Origin of the sequence: Pectobacterium aquaticum (assembly GCF_003382565.3) — a bacterium.
GTDB lineage: Bacteria > Pseudomonadota > Gammaproteobacteria > Enterobacterales > Enterobacteriaceae > Pectobacterium > Pectobacterium aquaticum.
The window spans coordinates 2,484,249-2,504,681 of the sequence record NZ_CP086253.1; the positions used below are offsets into that span (position 1 = coordinate 2,484,249).

A 20,433-nucleotide genomic window follows, 5' to 3' on the forward strand; every position below is an offset into this window, starting at 1 on the left:
CACCGTGGCATAGCCAAGTTCGATACCCAACCCTATCCGTTATCCACATCGTGTGGATGCGCATCGCTATCGTATTGGTGTAAAAATAAAAAAAAGCCTGTCAGCAAGGACAGGCTCTGGCATTGATAGGGAATATCAGAAAGGGTAATCGTGGTAGCCCATTTGCTCAGAGATATTTCTGGCTGCGGTGTGCAGCATAGCGACATATTCGTGTTTATTATCTTCTGAAAAACGAATCGTTGGGAAAGAAATACTAAGACCCGCAATCACTACGCCAAAGCGATCAAATACGGGCACAGCGATACAACGCAGCCCTTCTTCTTGCTCTTCGTTGTCTTCTCCGTAGCCTTGCTCACGCACGACATCCAATTGATTGAGAAGATCTTCAGCAGTACAGAGTGTGTGTGGCGTGCTGCGCGTGTATTCGACAGTTGATAAAATCTCTTCCACTTCACCGCGATCACGCCAAGCCAACAGCACTTTACCAATTGCGGTACTGTGCAGCGGATTACGGCGACCGATACGCGAATACATACGCAGGTTATACATCGAATCAATCTTGTGGATATAAACGATGCCGTCTTCATCCAACGCGCCAAGGTGGATCGTTTCCCGCGTTAGCGCAGACAACTCACGCATCTGTATATCCGCACTGCGGATTAAATCTACGTTCTGCAATGCCTTTGCCCCAAGTTCAAACAACTTGAGCGTCAGCGAATATTTCTCTGATTCACCTTCCTGCGCAACATAGCCCAGGGATTTCATCGTCTGCAAGAAGCGGTAAACGGTACTCTTGGACATCATGACGCGCTGAGAAAGTTCGGTAATACCAATTTCTCTCTCTTCACCTAATGCCTGTAAAATACCAAAAACCTTTAAAACGGACGACACGGAATCGGGTTGTTTATCTAAATCTGCACTAGCCATTTTTGTGGTTACCCTACTCAGGTTTTTTTGTTTTAAAAAAAATAGAACAATGGTTTTAGTATAAAGGGAACGCTTTGATTATGGCAATGGAGCAATAACGATAATCAAGTTAAGCTTGAGAAATAACCGCGTCAGAGACTTAATAAAATAATATGTAAGAAAATATTTTAAAATAATCCGCGCCATAAAATGTGACGCGGATTTATTAGTATTATTAATGCCAGACTGAATCAGGAACCTTCGCCAGATACAGCGCAGGTTTTCCATCTACGTCAGAAGTAAACAGAACTTGTTTATTATCCGGCGTAAAGGAAGGATGTGGGTGAGTAACCTGACGGTCACCTTCCAACACCTCCCAAGAGGTATTGTGCTGTGCAATGCGATGTTCTTTGCCAGTTTTCAGGTTGAAAACATACAGGAACGGATCGTTCTCAATTTTGTAGCCGCCATCATCCTGCACGTCGACTGGTGCATCGGAACCATCGCCCACCAGCAGCGTACCGTCATAGTTACTCATCAGGTGAGAACACGGCGGCATGACGCGCAGTTGACGATCTTCCAGCGTAACGGGATCGATGCTGCGGATGTAGCGATTGGTATCGTCTTTAAGGTAAGAGACGTAAATCATCGCTGAACCATCTGGAACCCAGAATTCGTGAGTGCAGCTTTCGCCTTCCGCATGCTCTTTGACTTTACGCATGTTGGTGCCATCTTCGTTGATGAACCACATACGGGCATCAACCAAGTCATGCGGACCTTCGTGGCAGAACGCAACCGTGTTGTCATCACCAGGACGATAGATTGGGTGACCCAGCCACTGATTTTCCTGAAGAATAGTCTCTGCTTCCCCCGTGACTAAATCGACACGAATCAGACGACAGCATGGATTAGTGAAGTAGAATTCCTGGAATTTTTTCCAATCGGTCAATGGCTTCCAGTCTTCTTTTTTGATCTCAATACCGACCATTTTAGTGCAATCAGAGTTGGCAACCCAGGTGCCGTAGCCGACCCAATCGTCAGGCACCTGATAAATCGTTTTCTCTTCCAGCGTAGCCAGATCGACACGCATCAGATTGCGGGTATTTTTAACGTAATACAGTGCATCGTCATTAGGAGACAGGAAGCCACCGAAAGTGTTGTCGCCTTTCCCTTCCGTCAACTGCGTGGCGCTCTGCTCTTTTAAATCGAGCAGATAGTAATTCCACGGGCCATCAAACGCAGCGCCAAACAGCAACTTGCTGCCGTCATTGAAGAAACACTTCTGGTAGAAATAGTTACGATGGCAGATAACATCGGGCGGGGTTAAGCGCACAACTTCGGTGCCGGTTGCTGAATCCTGATAGGTATGAAACGTTAGGGGGATCTTGTTACCTTTGGCCATCCGTAAATCCTTAGAACTTATCATGAAGAATCTGACGCCACACGCGGATACTCTTCGATAACCTGACATTTCGTTCGCCCAATAAATCGGTCATCCCGACATCGGTTGTCCAAAAATCAGGCCACCAATCTCATGCGAGACGCCTGTTATATCGGCATTATAGAAACAATGTTTCATTTTTCCGTGATCGTGGTTTTATTTTATAAAACATTCTTCCTATTTTCACCACCTGTTTCAGATCGAATGAAAACATTCGGGCGGAGAAAACGCAGGATCGATGAGCCAATAAATGCAGAAATAACAAAGGCCCGTGTGGGCCTTTGGGAAGGTGTGTTGTGAATTATTTCAGGTATTCGCCGGAGCGCAGTGCTTCGATTCGTTTATCCAACGGCGGGTGTGACATGAACAGTTCGCTGAAGGATTTCGATTTTCCGTTAATGCAGAAAGCCATCATGCTGCTCTCTTCCTGCGGCTCATAGCTGGTCTTCAGGCGCTGCAGTGCAGCGATCATTTTCTCACGCCCCACCAGCTTAGCTGAACCGGCGTCCGCATGGAATTCACGGTAGCGTGAGAACCACATGGTGATGATGCTGGCAAGAATACCAAACACCAGTTCCAGCGCGGTGGCGACAGCAAAGTAAACCAGCGGGTTACCGTTACTGCTTTCACCTTCGTCACGGTTGCCGGACAGGAAACCGGAAACGACTTGTGCGATGAGACGAGAGATAAAGATAACAAAGGTGTTGACGATCCCCTGAACCAACGTCATGGTCACCATGTCGCCATTTGCGATGTGGCTAATCTCATGCGCAATAACGGCTTCCGCTTCGTCACGGCTCATATTTTGCAGTAAACCAGTACTCACGGCCACCAGCGACGCATCACGACGAGCCCCCGTCGCGAACGCATTGATGTCCGGCGCATGGTAGATTGCCACCTGTGGCATCGCGATACCAGCTTGCTGTGACTGTGAACGAACCGTTTCCATCAGCCAGCGTTCAGTTTCGTTACGTGGTTGTTCAATGACTTCACCGCCAACGGACCGTAACGCCATCCATTTAGACATCAGCAGTGAAACAAACGCACCGCCAAAGCCAAACAGCCCAGCCATAATCATTAAGCCCTGGACACTGCTGGACTGAATTCCCGTCAGGCTGAGTACCAGCCCGAAAACCAACATCACCGCCAGGTTGGTGATCAGGAAAAGCGCAATACGCATCATAAAGGTCTAATTTCCTCTTGCAGAAAGATAAAGTTTGCAACACCTACATCGTATGGGTTGCCGTGGCATTTTCAAGCATTCTTAACTTTTCAGTGACTAAATCCACATAACTTTACACTTTTCAAAAGGAAAACAGCGTCCAGCCTGAACTTGCTTACTCAGTACAATATTCGATTAGCTCTGCACGTGTGCCATATCCGTACGCATTGAGGCCTCAACGGGTTGATGTTTAGGTGGTTTAACCCACAGGGTAATCAGTAGCGAGATGACTGACATAATGATGATGGCCATAAAGGTGGCTTGGAAACCGCCCAACTGCGCGGCGATAAACGAACCAGATAATGCACCGATACCGAATCCCTGATAAATCACGCCGTAGTTTTTGCTGTGATTTTTCAGACCGAAGAAGTCACCAACAATCGCCGGGAACACCGTGATATTGCCACCAAAGCAGAAGGCAATGGCGCTGACACAGGTAAAGAACAGAAGCGGATTAAGCGGCAGGAATGTCATCACTGACACCGCCAGAATAGTCACGAACAGGGTAAAACTGATCACCCGCATACGTCCGACATTATCGGAAAGCGCGCCAAGCACAATTCGTCCAACGGTATTAAAAATCGCAATCGCAGACACGGCATTGGCCGCCATTGCCATATCCATTCCGGCCATTTGCACGCCGATATCTTTCACAATGCCAATCAAATACAGGCCGCTCATGCACGCGGTGAAGAAGATAATAAACAGCAAATACGATTCTTTGGTCGCCAACATTTCAGCCAGCGAGAAATCACGCGCCTGCCCCTTAACCGCAGCCTGTTGAACCGGTACTGCAGCAGGTTCTTTCAGTAGTGAGCTACCAACCAAAACCATCGCCATGACAATAATGCCCCAGTAGAAAAAGGCTTCTGACACACCGACTTCCGCAATCAAAAAGCTGTTGACGTATTTGAACAGCAGGCTTCCGGTACCAAAGGCGCCAACAGAAATTCCTGCAATCAACCCTTTCCGGTTAGGGAACCATTTGATCAGATTGGACAGCGTCGTGATGTATGCGGTGCCGTCCGCAAAACCGACAACAACGCCCATCAGCAGATAAATCAGCGTCAAAGACGGGCTTACTGCACTCGCCATCAGCCCCGCGCCCAGCGCGATACCAGCGATCATCGTTAAGCGGCGCAGACCAATACGTTCCTGAAATTTACCGGCAAACAGCGTGGCAAAGGCCAGACAGAAACTGGTGATGGAAAACGTCGTCGCCACAGAGCTCAGCGTCCAGCCGAATTTGTCCACCAGCGGCTGGTTGAATAAACTCCAGGTGTAAATCGTGCCGAGTCCCATTTGGGTGATGATAGTACCGAGGACAATCAATCCCCGGTTAACAGGTGTGGTATTCATGGGCTTTCCCCTACATCAAAAATTGGTCCGATTCACTCGGCACGCTAAAAAATATAAGCTGATGTGGAGAAGAGAAAATCCATCAAAACACTGTCAGCTTATGGGCTGAGGCCAGTATACAAGCGGGCTGACAGTGGTTGTTCGAATGGGGAATGAGATGCCTGAAACGCGGAATGAAATGCCGTTAAAGACGCATCAATGACCTGAACGCCTTTATCTTGCTTCGGCTTACCGGGACTTCAAAATCCAGCTCGTTCAATCGCAGAATATAGGTATTGTTAAACCACGGCACAATTTCACGGATTTTCGTCAGGTTGACGCAGTAAGAGCGATGGCAACGGAAGAAGTACTCTTCCGGCAAGCGACTGCAAAACTCCGTAATATTCATCGGCATGATGAATTCTTCACGCCGAGTATAAACCAGCGTGACCTTTTCCTGCGCAGCCGCATAGTAGATATTGTTAATGTCCGTGACGATAATCCGTTCGTCTTTCATCAGGTTAATAGTGTGCTGCGCACTTCTCGGGGCACTCGCCTGCGCGCCCGTTTCGACAGCCGGTGCTATTTGCCGCTGCTGCCAGGTTGTTTCCAGTTTACGCAGCATCGTGATGATGCGTGATTCATGATACGGTTTGAGAATGTAATCGAAGGCTTCGACTTCAAACGCCTCAACCGCATGTTCTTTGTACGCCGTAATAAAAATGATGTAAGGTTTATGCGCGAATTTGCTGATATTTTGCGCCAGCCAGACGCCATCTAACGAGGGGATATTGATATCCAAAAAGATCGCATCGACGTCGTTATGTTGCAGATATTTCAGTACATCCAGCCCGTCATCAAATGTCGCCGCAATCGTAATATCACTGTGCTGCTTGATGAGGTAACTCAGCTCTTGCTGCGCGAGGAACTCATCCTCAACAATAATGGCTTTCATGGGTTGCCTCCTGTTTGTTCAGCAGCAGAATATCTCGGTTGTGGCACCTGAATGGCATCCGGCAACGCCGACGGGGTTTTATCTTCTCGTGGAATGTAGAAATAAATTTCGGTCCCCGGTTCCAGTCGGCGAATATGCAGCCCATCGCCATAGAGCAAACGGACCCGGTGATGGACATTCAGCAAGCCAATTCTATTCCCTGGCAATTCATTGCGCGCGACGCGATCCATCGTTTCCTGACTGATACCATTACCCGTATCTTTTACCGCGACTAGTAGCTTATCGCTCTGCTCCTTCACGGACAGCACCACGGTTCCTTTGCCTCTGCAAGGCTGGATACCGTGCACAATCGCGTTTTCTACCAGCGGCTGAATTAACAAGCTGGGGATTTTGTACGCTAAATCGTCGTCGATATCGTAAATCACCGTTAACTTGGCTCCGAACCGCGCCTGCTCAATCGCGATATAATCCTGAATTTGGTATAGCTCTTTCTTTATATCGATCAGCGCATCGTCGTTGAGTTCGAGGTTATAGCGCAAATAGCGAGACAGATTGATCACCAGTTGGCGCGCGGTATCGGGATTAATACGAATAGATGAGGAAATCGCATTCAGCGCATTAAAAAGAAAGTGCGGATTGATCTTACTTTGCAGCGCTCTCAGTTCCGCTTTATTTGCCATATCACGCAGTTGCTCGGTGCGGGACACTTCAATTTGCGTTGACATGATTTGCGATAAACCGACAGCCATCACGCGTAATGAATAGGTAATTTTATGCGCATGGCGATAATAAATTTTCAGCGTGCCGGTCACCTGCCCATGCTCCCACAGCGGGATGACAATCATCGAATGGATTTCCGGCGTCAGATGCTGTTCATCATTATTTTTAATGATGATTTTCCCGTCATGAATCGCCTGTTGCGTCATTGGGCTAATAATATCGTGTCCGATATTATATTTTTTTTCCCCAATCCCCACATACGCCTGAATGTGCTGCGTGTTCGTTATTGCCACTGCATCTGCATTAATTTCAGTCCGAATGATCCTACAGATGGCCGTCAATGAATCGCTGTTAATATTGCGGAAATACGGCAGTGTCTTGTGTGCGATATCCAGCGCGAGTTTGGCCTGCCTAGCGGCAATGACCTCTTTTTCATTCGCCACGCTTTGCACCAGCAGGACGATCAGGCCGATACACACGGAGCCAAGAATCATCGGCACCGCAATCTTTGAGACAATATCCAGCCCCAACTCAATCGGCGTCGCCCATGCCACAACCAGCAGCATGGTTAACGACTCACACAGCATGCCGCCCAGAATACCGATGCTCCACTGCTGTTCTTTTTTGACTTTCTTATTGATGTAGCCAGAAGTGATACCGGCGATGATGCTGGTAATCAGGCAAGGTACGGAGGTGATACCATCAATATCAATGAGATAACGGTGTGCCCCCGCAATGATGCCAGTTGCAATGCCTACCCAAGGACCGAAGAGAATACCGCCGGACATCACGGCAATCACACGCACGTTGACGAGCGACCCTTCAACATTAATGCCGGAATACGTACCAAACAGCGCAAACAGCGAAAAGATGGCCGTCACCGTCACCCGCTCTCCAGGCGAGTGCTGCTCTTTTTGCAGTAATTGCCGGAACTGACGCGTTCTTGTCAGGAAAAACAGACAAATCAGCATCAGCGCGGCGCGGTCGAAGACCGCAAGGAGCATTTCAAATATTTCGTGCACGGGACATCCGGTACAGGGTTACGAGCCAGAACTATAGAAAAAATGTGATCCAGATTCCACTTTTTAGTCTGTGAACCGTGTGGAGAGCGCAAAGTATGAAAGCCAGCGGATGCTGGTTTTCGGTAGGACAGGATAGTAAAAACGCTGTTCGTCTACCTTGCTTACACGTCTATTGGCTTATTCAGTTTCAGCAACTGGGTAAATTCCTCCGCAGGCATCGGATGTCCAAACAGATATCCCTGCGCTTCCTCACACCCTTTACCCCGCAGACGCTCGCTCTGCTCTAAGGTTTCCACACCCTCTGCAATCACACCCAGACCGAAACTTTTCCCGAGATACAGGATCGCTCGGACAATCGCCGCATCCGGCGGAGACTCGCACATGGTTCGGACAAACGTTTGATCGATCTTCAGCCGAGTCACCGGGTAGTTTTTAAGCATGCTGAGCGACGCATAGCCCGTTCCATAATCATCAAAGGCAATACCGATTCCTGCTTCACGCAACGTATTTAACGGCTGCAACATACTTTCATCATACCGCAGGATGATATTCTCCGTGATTTCCAGCTCCAGAGAACGGGGTTGTAACCCAGTACGCGCAAGAACATCCATAATCTTTTGCGCCAACATACCGGTACGAAACTGCGCGCTGAAAAGATTAATGCTGATACGAAAATAGCTGTCACTCGCCTGACACCATTCTGCCGCCTGCCTGCATGCCGTTTCGACGATCCAATCCCCGACACGTTCTGCCCATGGGCCGTTTTCCAGTGCAGTAAGAAACGCGGCTGGGCTAAGCACCCCTCTTTCTGGGTGACGCCAGCGCAGCAGCGCCTCCGCCCCAACAATCTCATTCGTCGCCAGTTTGACCTGTGGTTGATAGAACATCTCAAACTCATGCTGCTCGTAAGCGCGCACAAATTCTAACTGGAAAGCATGCTTAGCTTGAAAGACCTCAAGTAGTTCTCGCGTAAAAAAGCGGTAGCAGTTTCGACCTTCAGACTTCGCCTGATACAGCGCTAAATCCGCGCTTGTCAACAGATCCTGCACGGTCAATCCATATTCTGGGTACAGCACCGCACCAATGCTGGCACTAATATTGATTTGATGATCGTCAATAATCATCGCCCGCGAAATTTCATGAATAATTTGCTCTGCGATTTTGCCTGCGACCTTTTTGTCACTCAGACCAGGAAAAAGCAGCGCAAATTCATCACCGCCCATTCTCGCCACAACATCACCGGAGCGAACCGTGGCTTTTATTTTTTTGGCGACATGCACCAGAATATTATCGCCGCAGGAATGCCCCAGACTGTCATTCACATCTTTGAATCCATCCAAATCGACCATCATGATACAAACCGCAGGTTCATTCTTTAGCGCGGTTTCCAGGCTGGATTTCAGCAACGTCCGGTTTGCCAACCCAGTTAACGGGTCCAGATGCGCCAGCAAAAACAGCCGTTCTTCATTTCGCCGCCGTTCTGTAATGTCACGCAATATCGCGCCATAGTTAATATTATCGTTGTCTTCCCACATAGAAACCGATAATTCGACTGGAACCAGACTACCGCCTTTAGCTTGTACGTTGAGCTCCAGCGTTACGCCTTTCATCAGCGAATCCCGATCGGTGACCAAGTGGTTAAGCTGCACGACAAAGGCATCGGGCACGATGGTATTAATACTGCGGCCAATAATCTCCTCGTCAGTATATTCCAGCATGTGTTCCGCTGCGGTATTCCAGAAGGTGATCATCCCCTTCTCATTAACGCACAAAATGGTATCAGGCGAGGTATTGGCAATATTTTCAAAACGCACCTGACTGGCTTTCCGCGCCAGTTCCAAACGTCGCATTTCCAGCTTATCCATCACTAATGAAGCCAGATCCTGCAAATTGTGCTCATCACGTTTGGTGAATGCCGTTCTGGGTTTCAAATCGATAATGCACAAGGTGCCGATGGCATGCCCAGACAACGTAATGAGTGGAATGCCAGCATAAAAACGAAGGTAGGGAACGCCCACAACCAGCGGATTATTTTTAAAACGCGCATCCTTAAGGGCATCGGGCACGACCATGATCTTTTTCTTTAGGATCGTATGGGCACAAAAAGAGATATCGCGAGACGTTTCGCAAAAAGGAACGCCTACGCTGGCAGCAAACAGTTGGTGTTCAGCCTCTACTAGCGACACCAATACGATAGGCACGCTGAAGATGTTAGCGGCCAGACTAATCAGGTTACTCAGACCTGGATCAAATAATACGTTCTTAATGCCATACTCACGAAGAGCAGCAAGACGTTTGTCTTCATCTTTGCTTATTGGGGCACGACTCATGGGTTCCCCCTCCCATCGTATTAATGTTCATATTAGACAAAAATTTAGCGATAAATCCAAAATATTGCAGCAATGATAAGAGCAGCAGGCCAACGTTAGCAAACTCAGGCCCTTCTCTTGCCAAGAGTCAAGACGTATGGTAACTGAGTATTGAGTATGGCAAAAGATCCAGACTCTATCCTCCATGCAAATCATGAATAACAACAAGTAGAAGCATGAATTAAGATAATAGATGAAACGCGAAATAGAAAGATACCGCCGCACTCACAACGTTGAGCGATAAGGCCAGAAAAGAAAGGAGAAGGGTTGGTATATTCAAGTACTTCGACCGGATAACGGCAACCTATTATCAAGTTATTAACAGAATATAACCAACCAGAGAATAATCAGGCGGGGAAATAGGTTATTGAATGCTCAGGTGTATCATTTTTTGCTCGAATCACGACATCCCAAATCCCTGTATAAGGCACCGTTAAATACACTTCGCCTTCCGCATGACGGCAAATAGAGTCCTGCGTAGCACTATTCTCTTCAGTCATGGTTTCCTGTTCACCATTGCTCATTTGCACTTCAAATGTATTAGTACACCGGACAATTACCGTATCACCACCAAACAGACTTAAACACGTGCGAATTACAGACATACATCCTCCGCGACACGCAGTCATGCGCATGCTTAATGAAACGAATTTATTGATTATATTTCCCACAACGGGATGCCCATAAAAGCAAAATGCATACGGCCAGATTGTGATTTAGATCAAGTGACCCACATGTTTAAAGCAAATCAGGGGGAGGAATAAGACGATACTATGACTGCCTGATACTTATTAGGATTCTTGATAATCGAGCGATAGCGCTTAGGGATGCCGACGTTATCTCATCCTGCCACACAGGATTAGCGCCACAAGATAACAACTTAAATCGTATTTCAAGTTGTATTTATGTGCAATTATTACACGTACCAATGACGAACGGCGGTGGCTTTTTTTAAACAAGATTCATACCCGCTTGATAAATGACAACCTAGGTTGTACATTGATCAGATGAAAACGACACTTGCAGAACGATTAAAGACCGCCAGAACTGCACAAGGGCTTAGTCAAAAAGCACTTGGCGACATGATTGGCGTATCTCAGGCCGCCATACAGAAGATCGAGGTGGGGAAAGCGTCGCAGACAACCAAGATTGTTGAGCTTTCCAATGCACTACATGTTCGCCCTGAATGGTTGGCAAACGGCGAAGATCCAATGCGTAGCAGCGAAGTCACTCGCTCGCTTCAGGAACCCAGCATTCCGCCAAAATCCGAATGGGGCACCGTATCAGCTTGGGATAGCACGACAGAACTATCAGAGGACGAGGTGGAAGTGCCCTTTTTAAAGGATATTGAGTTTGCCTGCGGCGACGGACGCATTCAAAGTGAGGATTACAACGGCTTTAAGCTCCGTTTCTCTAAAGCTACGCTGCGTAAGGTGGGGGCAAATACGGACGGTTCAGGCGTTCTTTGCTTCCCGGCTGCGGGTGACAGTATGGAACCCATCATTCCTGATGGAACCACCGTTGCGGTTGATACTAACAACAAACGCATCATTGATGGAAAGCTGTACGCCATCGCTCAGGAAGGCGGCGGCAACGACAAACTAAAACGAATCAAACAACTTTACCGCAAGCCGGGCGGTCTTCTCGTGATCCATAGCTTCAATCGCGAGACTGACGAAGAAGCCTACGAATCTGACGTCGAGATCATTGGCCGCGTGTTCTGGTATTCGGTGCTGCTGTAACACTAAATTAGCGGTATCCCGCGCTATAGCGCTCTCTTTTCTCTCATCAAAGCCGGCGGACCAATACGGACGCCGGCTTGTTTGATCAATACATGTTTTGCCAATAAAAGGGCTACCAGTAACCGCTTTACCAATAAACGTTTCAGCGCTAAAAAACGTTTACCCCCGCCCAAGTAACCTTACCTACGCGCAACAATTTTATACAATCCTCATGCTATTGTTTCATCAACCCTTGTTGATGTTGTGTTATTCATCCTGTCAATGTTGTTCCTTTCCCGCCCTGTGGCGGGATTTTTTGCCCCTCATCTGGCCTTTTTTGCGTGTAGCCTCGCGGGTTGTCATTTCTTTTTACAACCAAAAACAACTCAAATTAAAACTAAAGATGTTGACATAAAAACAACTATAGTTTTAAAATAGACACATGACAGCAGGGCATCCCTGCAAAGGTAACAACTCAGTTTTCACGTCAGTAACAACACACATAACAATAGGGTGATTTATGACTGAACCACAATTTCGCAGTAAAGGTCCTGAGCTTCTGGTCGAACTTTCTCAACACGTTGCCGATACGGTCAAAAACGTCACGGAGTTAGATCCACAAACCGCCGAGCTGGTCGGCAATGCCGTTGCCAAACATATGATGACCGTATGGGGCGGACAGAACGTTTATTTCCCGATGGGAATCTCCTGGCGCGCATCTCAACGCGATCTTCAAATCTATGAAGAGTTTGACGGGCGCAATCACAGCGCTCTGGCTAAAAAATATAATGTCTCACTGCAATGGATTTATAAAATTGTCAGAACGATGCGAAAAGAGGAACTACAGGCAAAACAGCATACCCAGGCATAATGCAAAAAATCATGAATTAAACTCTCAGGCGCTAATTAAAAGAAAACAATAAAAAAGATGATTTAATAATAACTATAATCTTTGCTTTTAATAAAAATGACCTAAATCATAAGAATTGTGCAAATGTAGCAAGGTATTCCTATACGCTGACGTCGGGCAACATACGCAATTTGAAGCATAAAAGATATATTCAAGATAATACCGTCTGGTAATTAATAGAATGGGTACGTTTGCGTATCCATTCTTTTTTATATCTCTCATTTTGCTCTTAGAAAAATCGTCCTTCTGCACTCTTGTCTCTCTTCTTATTCAAATCAATCAGCTAAAAAAACCACAAACATGCATTTACAATGCACAAATCAATTTTTAACCATTCCGAGCGTGATAACGTTGCCCCACAATCCCTTCGGTGTATTGAAGGCGCCGAGTGAAAAAAATAAATGGGGGCAATTGAGAGCAATGAGCGAGAAAGCAAGAAAGCGGTGGCAACGCCGCCCCGGAACCACTGGCGGTAAACTTCCCTGGAATGACTGGCGCAACGCCCTAACCTGGCGCAGAGCAACACAGATTCTGCTATTGGCGATCAACGTTTATATCGGTATCACCTTCTATTTTTGGGTACGCCACTTTGAAACTGGCGGCACGAGCCTTTATATGTCAAGGCCGGGCGGTATTGAGGGCTGGTTGCCAATTGCCGGATTGATGAACGTGAAACTCACGTGGGAAACGGGTAATTTTCCCCCTATCCACCTTGCGTCAATGCTATTACTTCTCGCATTTATTCTCACCAGCCTGTTACTGAAAAAATCGTTCTGCTCCTGGCTATGCCCTATCGGCACGATTTCCGAGTGGGTAGGTGCATTGGGGAAAAAAATAGTTGGACGTCAATTCATTCTTCCGAAGTGGCTGGATATTCCGCTGCGTAGCCTGAAATATCTATTATTAAGCTTTTTCCTCTATGTCGCCTTATCGATGCCAGCACAAGGCATTTATATGTTCCTGATGTCGCCTTACGGCTTAATCGCCGACGTCAAAATGCTCGGCTTCTTCCGCAATATCGGCACCATCACGTTAGTCTGCGTTTTTCTTTTTACGTTTGTCAGCCTGTTCGTCCGCCATTTTTGGTGCCGCTACCTTTGTCCCTACGGTGCACTCATGGGGGTATTTTCGCTGCTGTCGCCTTTCAAGATTCGCCGCAACGCCACCCGTTGTATCGATTGCGGCAAGTGCGCCAAGGTCTGCCCGTCTAACATTCCGGTAGATAAACTGATTCAGGTGAGAACAGCGGAATGCACGGCCTGCATGACCTGCGTCGAATCCTGCCCGGTGGCCTCAACGCTCCATTTTTCGCTGATGAAGCCCTCAGGCTCGCAGGAAAAAGGCAGCGAAACAACTAAACCGCTATGGCGACAAACTGCATTGTCCGGTATCACGATGACGCTACTGGTGCTCGGTATCCTTTTCGGCATGATCGGCTTTGCGATGTACATCGGCGGCTGGGACAGCCCGATTCCCGAACACATGTATTTCCGGCTCATTCCCGACTCACAAAGTATTGGTCATCCATAAAGAAAAAGGGGCCAAATTGGCCCCTGATGTTCATCTGCGCTGAATAGCAGATTACATATTATCGATGATGTCCTGCGCAAACTCGCTACATTTCCGTAGCTTAGCGCCTTCCATCAGACGTTCGAAATCGTAAGTCACGGTCTTGTTCTTGATCGCGCCTTCAACGCCCTTAACAATCAGGTCAGCCGCTTCGAACCATTGCAGGTGACGCAGCATCATTTCAGCAGACAGAATCACGGAACCTGGGTTCACTTTGTCCTGACCCGCATATTTAGGTGCAGTACCGTGCGTGGCTTCAAACAGTGCGCATTCGTCACCGATGTTCGCGCCTGGGGCAATACCGATACCGCCAACCTGTGCTGCCAATGCATCGGAAATGTAATCACCGTTCAGGTTCATGCAGGCGATCACATCGTATTCAGCAGGGCGCAGCAGGATTTGTTGCAGGAATGCATCGGCGATCACGTCTTTTACCACGATCTCTTTGCCGGTGTTCGGGTTCTTGATTTTCACCCATGGGCCGCCATCGATCAGCTCACCGCCGAATTCTTCACGCGCCAACTGGTATCCCCAGTCTTTGAACGCGCCTTCGGTGAATTTCATGATGTTGCCTTTGTGCACCAGCGTGACGGAATCACGGTCGTTGGTAATCGCGTATTCGATAGCAGCGCGAACCAAGCGTTTGGTACCCTCTTCGGAACACGGCTTAATACCGATACCACACTGCTCAGGGAAACGGATTTTGTTAACGCCCATTTCTTCACGCAGGAATTTAATCACTTTGTCTGCTTCAGCAGAACCTGCTTTCCACTCGATACCTGCATAGATGTCTTCGGCGTTTTCACGGAAGATCACCATGTCGGTCAGTTCAGGCTGTTTAACCGGGCTAGGTGTACCTTCGTAGTAGCGTACCGGACGCAGGCAAACATACAGATCCAACTGTTGGCGCAGTGCAACGTTCAGAGAACGAATACCACCACCGACTGGCGTTGTCAGCGGGCCCTTAATCGCCACACGGTATTCACGGATCAAATCCAGTGTTTCTTCTGGCAGCCAGACATCTTTACCGTAGACCTGCGTGGATTTTTCACCGGTATAGATTTCCATCCAAGAAATCGCGCGCTTGCCCTGATAGGCTTTCTTCACAGCGGCGTCAACGACGTTGATCATGGCAGGCGTGACATCGATACCGATGCCGTCGCCTTCGATAAACGGAATGACCGGGTTGTTTGGAACAACCAGTTTGCCTTGAGCGTCAACCGTGATTTTCTGACCTTCTGTCGGTACAACTACTTTGCTTTCCATTAACCTCTCCTTCGAGCGCAATTTTGTTAATGACTTGTAAGATGCGTGTCAATACTACTTGAATATTTAGCCCGCGCCAATCGCAAACCATTTGAGTATAATGCTTTTGTTATCCGCGACTATAAAGATGATGAATAAATTCTCTGTTAAAAATCACAAAGTTAAACGATTCAGCTCACAGCCAGCAAGAAAAAGGCAGCCAGACAACGCGCCGCGCCGCATCGTTTTGTTCAATAAACCTTTCGATGTCTTGCCGCAATTCACTGATGAAGCTGGCCGCCGGACGCTGAAAGATTATATTCCGATTAGCGGTATTTATGCCGCCGGGCGTCTGGATCGCGACAGCGAAGGCCTGATGATTCTCACCAATGACGGCAAACTTCAGGCTCGACTGACCCAACCGACGCAAAAAACGGCCAAAATTTACTATGTTCAGGTCGAAGGTATTCCTGACGACGCCGCATTGACGCGCTTTCGTACGGGTTTAGATCTGAATGACTGCAAAACACTGCCCGCCGGTGCGGAGATCGTACCGGAACCCAGTTGGCTGTGGCCGCGTAATCCCCCTATCCGCGAGCGTAAAAGCATTCCCGACTGCTGGTTAAAAATCACGCTACATGAAGGCCGTAATCGGCAAGTCCGGCGTATGACGGCAAATATCGGGTATCCTACCTTGCGTCTGATTCGATACGGCATGGCCAATCAGACCGTAGAAAACCTGTTACCTGGAGAATGGAAGGAGATAATGGATGTTTAAACCCCATGTGACAGTCGCCTGTGTGGTACAGGCCGAAAACCATTTTCTGGTCGTCGAAGAGTTAATTAACGATAAATTATTGTGGAACCAGCCCGCGGGCCATCTGGAAGCCAACGAGACACTGATTCAGGCTGCAAGCCGTGAGCTGTGGGAAGAAACGGGCATTCAGGCTACACCACAGAGTTTCTTGCGTCTGCACCAATGGATCGCGCCCGACAGCACGCCATTTTTACGCTTTTGCTTCGCGCTCGATCTGCCTACGCGGGTCGCAACCCAGCCGCACGACAGTGATATCGAATGCTGCCGCTGGCTGACCGCCGAGGAAATTCTGCATTCGCGTCAGCTTCGTTCACCACTGGTGGCCGAAAGTATTCGCTGCTATCAGCAGCAAGAACGCTATCCGTTAACCGTATTGGGCGCGTTCAATTGGCCATTTTAGGCATCTTGCTATTCCTGCTGTGAACGGACTTCACCACCGCACGGCAGGAATAGCGATGCAGCCCTCAGTTCAACATGCTAAAATATTCCGCTTGTTTTTCGCATCAATGCGTCAGTAAATTTCAGTTCGTGAGACTTCCATGTCAGATAACAGCCAGAAAAAAGTGATTGTCGGTATGTCCGGCGGTGTTGATTCCTCCGTTTCCGCTTACCTGTTACAGCAACAGGGCTATCATGTTGAAGGCCTGTTCATGAAGAACTGGGAAGAGGATGATGACACGGAATATTGCTCAGCGGCCACCGATCTTGCCGATGCGCAGGCCGTTTGCGACAAGCTGGGTATCGAACTCCATACCGTCAACTTTGCCGCTGAATATTGGGACAACGTGTTTGAACTCTTCCTTGAAGAATACAAAGCGGGCCGTACCCCCAACCCCGATATCCTGTGCAATAAAGAAATCAAATTCAAAGCCTTCCTGGAATTCGCCGCTGAGGATCTCGGGGCAGACTACATCGCGACAGGCCACTATGTCCGTCGTCACGACGTTGACGGCAAAAGCCGTTTGCTGCGCGGCATGGACGGCAACAAAGACCAGAGCTATTTTCTTTATACGCTGAGCCACGAACAGATCGCACAGAGCCTGTTTCCGGTCGGTGAGCTGGAAAAACCGCAGGTACGTAAAATTGCCGAAGCGCTTGAACTGGCAACCGCGAAGAAAAAAGACTCGACCGGTATTTGTTTCATCGGTGAGCGCAAATTCACCGATTTTCTGGCGCGCTACCTGCCCGCACAGCCGGGTCCGATTCTGTCCGTCGACGACAATAAACCGATGGGACAGCATCAAGGGCTGATGTACCACACGCTGGGGCAGCGCAAAGGTCTGGGTATTGGCGGCGTCAAAGACGGCGGCGAAGACCCTTGGTACGTGGTAGATAAAGATGTCGCCAACAATATTCTGTATGTCGCGCAGGGTCACGAACACCCTCGCCTGATGTCGTACGGTTTAATCGCACAGCAGTTACACTGGGTCGATCGTCAGCCTCTCACCGCTGAATTACGTTGTACGGTGAAAACACGTTATCGTCAGGCGGATATCCCCTGCACCGTCACGCCACTGGCCGACGATCGCATCACCGTGCGTTTTGATGAGCCTGTCGCAGCCGTGACTCCGGGCCAATCCGCCGTCTTTTATCTGGACGACGTTTGCCTTGGCGGCGGTATCATTGAAGAACGCTTACAGGAGTAACCGTGGCTAAGAACTATTATGAAATTACGCTGGCGCTAGCGGGCATTTGCCAATCGGCGTATGTAGTCCAGCAACTGGCCCATACCGGTAGCTGTAATAACGATGTGCTGCATACCTCGCTGAACAGCGTGTTAAATCTCAATCCGGCGTCTACGCTGGCCGTTTACGGTAATGACGAGCAGAACCTGAAAGTTGGGCTGGAAACGCTGTTAGGCATTCTGAACACCAGCAGTAATAAAGGCGCGGGCGCGGAATTATCACGCTATGCTTTCAGCCTGATTGCGCTAGAGCGCAAACTGAAAGCGAAACCCGCCGCGCTTGACGAATTGGGCAAACGCATCGGGCAGTTGGAGCGCCAACTGGAGCATTTTGACCTGCTCTCCGAGACGATTGTGAGCGCGCTAGCGGCGATTTACGTGGATGTCATCAGTACGCTTGGGCCACGTATTCAGGTTATCGGTTCACCGGACGTGCTGAAAAACAGCCAGGTGCAGGCTAAAGTGCGTGCCGCGCTGCTGGCCGGTATACGTTCTGCGGTACTCTGGCAGCAAATTGGCGGCGGGCGCTTACAGCTGATGTTCTCACGCGGCCAGTTGGTAAAAGAAGCGAAACAGATATTGGCGCGTTGTTCATCCGTTTGATGCTATTGTTGCCGCTATCCTTGGTGCTGCTGGTGTGATTCACGCCAGCGTCACTAACCCGTTGCAGTTATTGAAACGGCTTGTTATTGAAATCGCCGTTCTTATTGAAATTAATCGTTATTGAAACCAATCTCAGGAGTTGCTTGCGATGGAATTATCCTCACTGACCGCCGTTTCCCCAATTGATGGACGCTACGGCGATAAAGTCAGCACGTTGCGCACCATTTTCAGCGAATTCGGTTTGCTGAAATTCCGTGTGCAGGTTGAAGTACGTTGGCTGCAAAAACTGGCAGCCTGTGCAGAGATCCAGGAAGTTCCTGCATTTGACGCTGACGCAAACGCTTTCCTTGATAAAATTGTCGCCGAATTCAGTGAAGAAGATGCGGCCCGCATTAAAACCATCGAGCGCACGACCAACCACGACGTGAAAGCCGTTGAGTACTTCCTGAAAGAGAAAGTTGCCGCTATTCCGGCGCTGCACGCCGTCAACGAATTCATCCACTTCGCCTGTACGTCAGAAGACATCAACAACCTGTCTCATGCACTGATGCTGGATACCGCTCGCCGCGACGTGATCCTGCCGCACTGGCGTCAAATCATTGATGCGCTGAAAACGCTGGCGCAGGAATATCGCGATATCCCGCTGCTTTCCCGTACACACGGCCAGCCCGCTACGCCGTCCACTATCGGTAAAGAGTTTGCTAACGTGGCTTACCGTATGGATCGCCAATATCGCCAGCTGCAACAGGTTGAGATTCTGGGCAAGATTAATGGTGCCGTTGGCAACTATAACGCCCATCTGGTTGCCTACCCAGAAGTGGATTGGCACCAGTTCAGTGAAAGCTTTGTTACCTCGCTAGGCATCAACTGGAACCCGTACACCACGCAGATCGAACCGCACGATTACATCGCCGAGCTGTTTGACTGCATCGCGCGTTTCAACACGATTTTGATCGATTTTGACCGTGATATTTGGGGCTACATTGCCCTGAATCACTTCAAGCAGAAAACCATTGCGGGCGAAATCGGTTCTTCCACCATGCCGCATAAAGTGAACCCAATTGACTTCGAAAACTCGGAAGGCAACCTGGGTCTGGCGAACGCCGTTCTGGGGCATCTGGCTAGCAAACTGCCAGTTTCCCGTTGGCAGCGTGACCTCACCGACTCTACCGTGCTGCGCAATCTGGGCGTCGGCGTGGGCTATGCGCTGATTGCGTATCAGGCCACGATGAAAGGCATCAGCAAACTGGAAGTGAATCGCGATCGTCTGGCTGACGAACTGGATCACAACTGGGAAGTGTTGGCAGAGCCAATCCAAACCGTGATGCGTCGCTACGGCATTGAAAAGCCATACGAGAAGCTGAAAGAGCTGACGCGTGGCAAACGCGTTGATGCTGCCGGTATTCAGGAATTTATCGATGGCCTGGCGTTGCCAGAAGCGGAAAAAACGCGCCTGAAGGCGATGACGCCAGCCAACTATATCGGCCGTGCTATCGCGATGGTCGATGACCTGAAATAACCGTTCTCAAACCCGATCGCAATCCCTCTCTGGCGGGCGCCCTGCCCGCCAGTTAGCTGCCGCACCATACTCTAAATAATTCGAGTTTCAGGTAGGCGGCAAGGGAAGGACAAATTCGTCGGGAACGAATTTGACCAGCCAAAGGCTGGCCTTCGGTGAGAGACAGGATGTCTCTCATTTCATCCCGATGAGCTTACTCAGGTAAGTGATTCGGGTGACTGACTGAAGCCAACACACATGCAACTCGAAGTATGACGAGTATGACCATTTCCAGCCTGTTTATACCCGGTTTACCCTCCCTGTGGATAATTTAACAAATCAAATAAATACCGTTCGCTGCGTATAATGTTGATACGCGGAAGAGACATACATGAAAGACATGGCCATAGCCG

17 protein-coding genes are annotated in these 20,433 nt (G+C 48.8%); 8 read left to right on the plus strand and 9 right to left on the minus strand.

Features of this window, described 5'->3' with window-relative positions; all coding sequences use genetic code 11:
* Positions 1–135: 135 nt before the first annotated feature.
* From kdgR to DMB82_RS11570, 8 genes are all read right to left on the minus strand, one after another.
* Positions 136–927, minus strand: coding sequence for a DNA-binding transcriptional regulator KdgR (gene kdgR / locus DMB82_RS11535; protein WP_102117912.1), 792 nt, complete (start codon positions 925–927; stop codon positions 136–138).
* 214 nt (positions 928–1,141) lie between these two features.
* Entirely contained in the window at positions 1,142–2,308 is a 1,167-nt protein-coding gene (ogl, locus tag DMB82_RS11540; protein ID WP_116162312.1) for an oligogalacturonate lyase, read from the minus strand.
* Positions 2,309–2,648: 340 nt separating this feature from the next.
* Positions 2,649–3,530, minus strand: a complete 882-nt coding sequence (htpX, locus tag DMB82_RS11545) for a protease HtpX (protein WP_102117910.1) — start codon at positions 3,528–3,530, stop codon at positions 2,649–2,651.
* A 174-nt stretch (positions 3,531–3,704) separates the two neighbouring features.
* The gene (locus tag DMB82_RS11550; RefSeq protein WP_116162315.1) at positions 3,705–4,928 is read right to left on the minus strand and encodes an L-lactate MFS transporter; all 1,224 of its coding nucleotides are present in this window, start codon (positions 4,926–4,928) and stop codon (positions 3,705–3,707) included.
* A 184-nt stretch (positions 4,929–5,112) separates the two neighbouring features.
* A complete protein-coding gene (locus DMB82_RS11555; protein ID WP_102117908.1) occupies positions 5,113–5,862 on the minus strand; it encodes a LytR/AlgR family response regulator transcription factor in 750 nt (249 codons plus the stop codon).
* Positions 5,859–7,604 carry a sensor histidine kinase gene (locus DMB82_RS11560; protein WP_116162317.1) on the minus strand — a complete coding sequence of 582 codons (1,746 nt, stop codon included), beginning with the start codon at positions 7,602–7,604 and terminating at the stop codon, positions 5,859–5,861. Before DMB82_RS11560 ends, DMB82_RS11555 begins: the two co-directional genes overlap by 4 nt.
* A gap of 161 nt (positions 7,605–7,765) precedes the next feature.
* A complete protein-coding gene (locus tag DMB82_RS11565; RefSeq protein ID WP_116162319.1) occupies positions 7,766–9,934 on the minus strand; it encodes a sensor domain-containing phosphodiesterase in 2,169 nt (722 codons plus the stop codon).
* 386 nt (positions 9,935–10,320) lie between these two features.
* Positions 10,321–10,578, minus strand: a complete 258-nt coding sequence (locus DMB82_RS11570) for a hypothetical protein (RefSeq protein WP_102117905.1) — start codon at positions 10,576–10,578, stop codon at positions 10,321–10,323.
* A 402-nt stretch (positions 10,579–10,980) separates the two neighbouring features.
* On the opposite strand from DMB82_RS11570, the gene DMB82_RS11575 reads away from it, so the two are divergent.
* The 3 genes from DMB82_RS11575 (at position 10,981) to DMB82_RS11585 (ending at position 14,134) form a co-directional block, all read left to right on the plus strand.
* On the plus strand, positions 10,981–11,715 hold the full coding sequence (locus DMB82_RS11575; protein WP_040032427.1) for an XRE family transcriptional regulator: 735 nt from the start codon (positions 10,981–10,983) through the stop codon (positions 11,713–11,715).
* A 499-nt stretch (positions 11,716–12,214) separates the two neighbouring features.
* Entirely contained in the window at positions 12,215–12,565 is a 351-nt protein-coding gene (locus DMB82_RS11580; protein WP_010297884.1) for a Mor transcription activator family protein, read from the plus strand.
* Between the two features lie 459 nt (positions 12,566–13,024).
* On the plus strand, positions 13,025–14,134 hold the full coding sequence (locus DMB82_RS11585) for a 4Fe-4S binding protein (protein ID WP_116162321.1): 1,110 nt from the start codon (positions 13,025–13,027) through the stop codon (positions 14,132–14,134).
* Between the two features lie 51 nt (positions 14,135–14,185).
* Here DMB82_RS11585 and icd read toward each other — a convergent pair whose 3' ends face one another.
* Entirely contained in the window at positions 14,186–15,439 is a 1,254-nt protein-coding gene (icd, locus tag DMB82_RS11590) for an NADP-dependent isocitrate dehydrogenase (RefSeq protein WP_010275741.1), read from the minus strand.
* Between the two features lie 130 nt (positions 15,440–15,569).
* On the opposite strand from icd, the gene rluE reads away from it, so the two are divergent.
* From rluE to purB, 5 genes are all read left to right on the plus strand, one after another.
* Complete coding sequence (rluE, locus tag DMB82_RS11595; RefSeq protein WP_226887658.1) at positions 15,570–16,196, plus strand: 23S rRNA pseudouridine(2457) synthase RluE; 627 nt, start codon at positions 15,570–15,572, stop codon at positions 16,194–16,196.
* Positions 16,189–16,635: an NUDIX hydrolase gene (locus tag DMB82_RS11600; protein ID WP_102117900.1), complete on the plus strand. Its 447-nt coding sequence runs from the start codon at positions 16,189–16,191 to the stop codon at positions 16,633–16,635. Before rluE ends, DMB82_RS11600 begins: the two co-directional genes overlap by 8 nt.
* A gap of 139 nt (positions 16,636–16,774) precedes the next feature.
* Entirely contained in the window at positions 16,775–17,881 is a 1,107-nt protein-coding gene (gene mnmA / locus DMB82_RS11605) for a tRNA 2-thiouridine(34) synthase MnmA (protein ID WP_102117899.1), read from the plus strand.
* Positions 17,882–17,883: 2 nt separating this feature from the next.
* Entirely contained in the window at positions 17,884–18,522 is a 639-nt protein-coding gene (gene hflD, locus DMB82_RS11610; RefSeq protein ID WP_116162325.1) for a high frequency lysogenization protein HflD, read from the plus strand.
* Positions 18,523–18,670: 148 nt separating this feature from the next.
* Positions 18,671–20,041, plus strand: a complete 1,371-nt coding sequence (gene purB, locus DMB82_RS11615; protein WP_102117897.1) for an adenylosuccinate lyase — start codon at positions 18,671–18,673, stop codon at positions 20,039–20,041.
* Positions 20,042–20,433: the final 392 nt, after the last annotated feature.

Coding starts and splice junctions, on each gene's coding strand:
- DMB82_RS11585 (WP_116162321.1), top strand. CDS start 13,025: ATGAGCGAGAAAGCAAGAAAGCGGTGGCAACGCCGCCCCGGAACCACT.
- DMB82_RS11565 (WP_116162319.1), bottom strand. CDS start 9,934: ATGAGTCGTGCCCCAATAAGCAAAGATGAAGACAAACGTCTTGCTGCT.
- htpX (WP_102117910.1), bottom strand. CDS start 3,530: ATGATGCGTATTGCGCTTTTCCTGATCACCAACCTGGCGGTGATGTTG.
- mnmA (WP_102117899.1), top strand. CDS start 16,775: ATGTCAGATAACAGCCAGAAAAAAGTGATTGTCGGTATGTCCGGCGGT.
- DMB82_RS11550 (WP_116162315.1), bottom strand. CDS start 4,928: ATGAATACCACACCTGTTAACCGGGGATTGATTGTCCTCGGTACTATC.
- DMB82_RS11600 (WP_102117900.1), top strand. CDS start 16,189: ATGTTTAAACCCCATGTGACAGTCGCCTGTGTGGTACAGGCCGAAAAC.
- DMB82_RS11570 (WP_102117905.1), bottom strand. CDS start 10,578: ATGTCTGTAATTCGCACGTGTTTAAGTCTGTTTGGTGGTGATACGGTA.
- purB (WP_102117897.1), top strand. CDS start 18,671: ATGGAATTATCCTCACTGACCGCCGTTTCCCCAATTGATGGACGCTAC.
- DMB82_RS11580 (WP_010297884.1), top strand. CDS start 12,215: ATGACTGAACCACAATTTCGCAGTAAAGGTCCTGAGCTTCTGGTCGAA.
- DMB82_RS11555 (WP_102117908.1), bottom strand. CDS start 5,862: ATGAAAGCCATTATTGTTGAGGATGAGTTCCTCGCGCAGCAAGAGCTG.
- kdgR (WP_102117912.1), bottom strand. CDS start 927: ATGGCTAGTGCAGATTTAGATAAACAACCCGATTCCGTGTCGTCCGTT.
- DMB82_RS11575 (WP_040032427.1), top strand. CDS start 10,981: ATGAAAACGACACTTGCAGAACGATTAAAGACCGCCAGAACTGCACAA.
- ogl (WP_116162312.1), bottom strand. CDS start 2,308: ATGGCCAAAGGTAACAAGATCCCCCTAACGTTTCATACCTATCAGGAT.
- icd (WP_010275741.1), bottom strand. CDS start 15,439: ATGGAAAGCAAAGTAGTTGTACCGACAGAAGGTCAGAAAATCACGGTT.
- rluE (WP_226887658.1), top strand. CDS start 15,570: ATGAATAAATTCTCTGTTAAAAATCACAAAGTTAAACGATTCAGCTCA.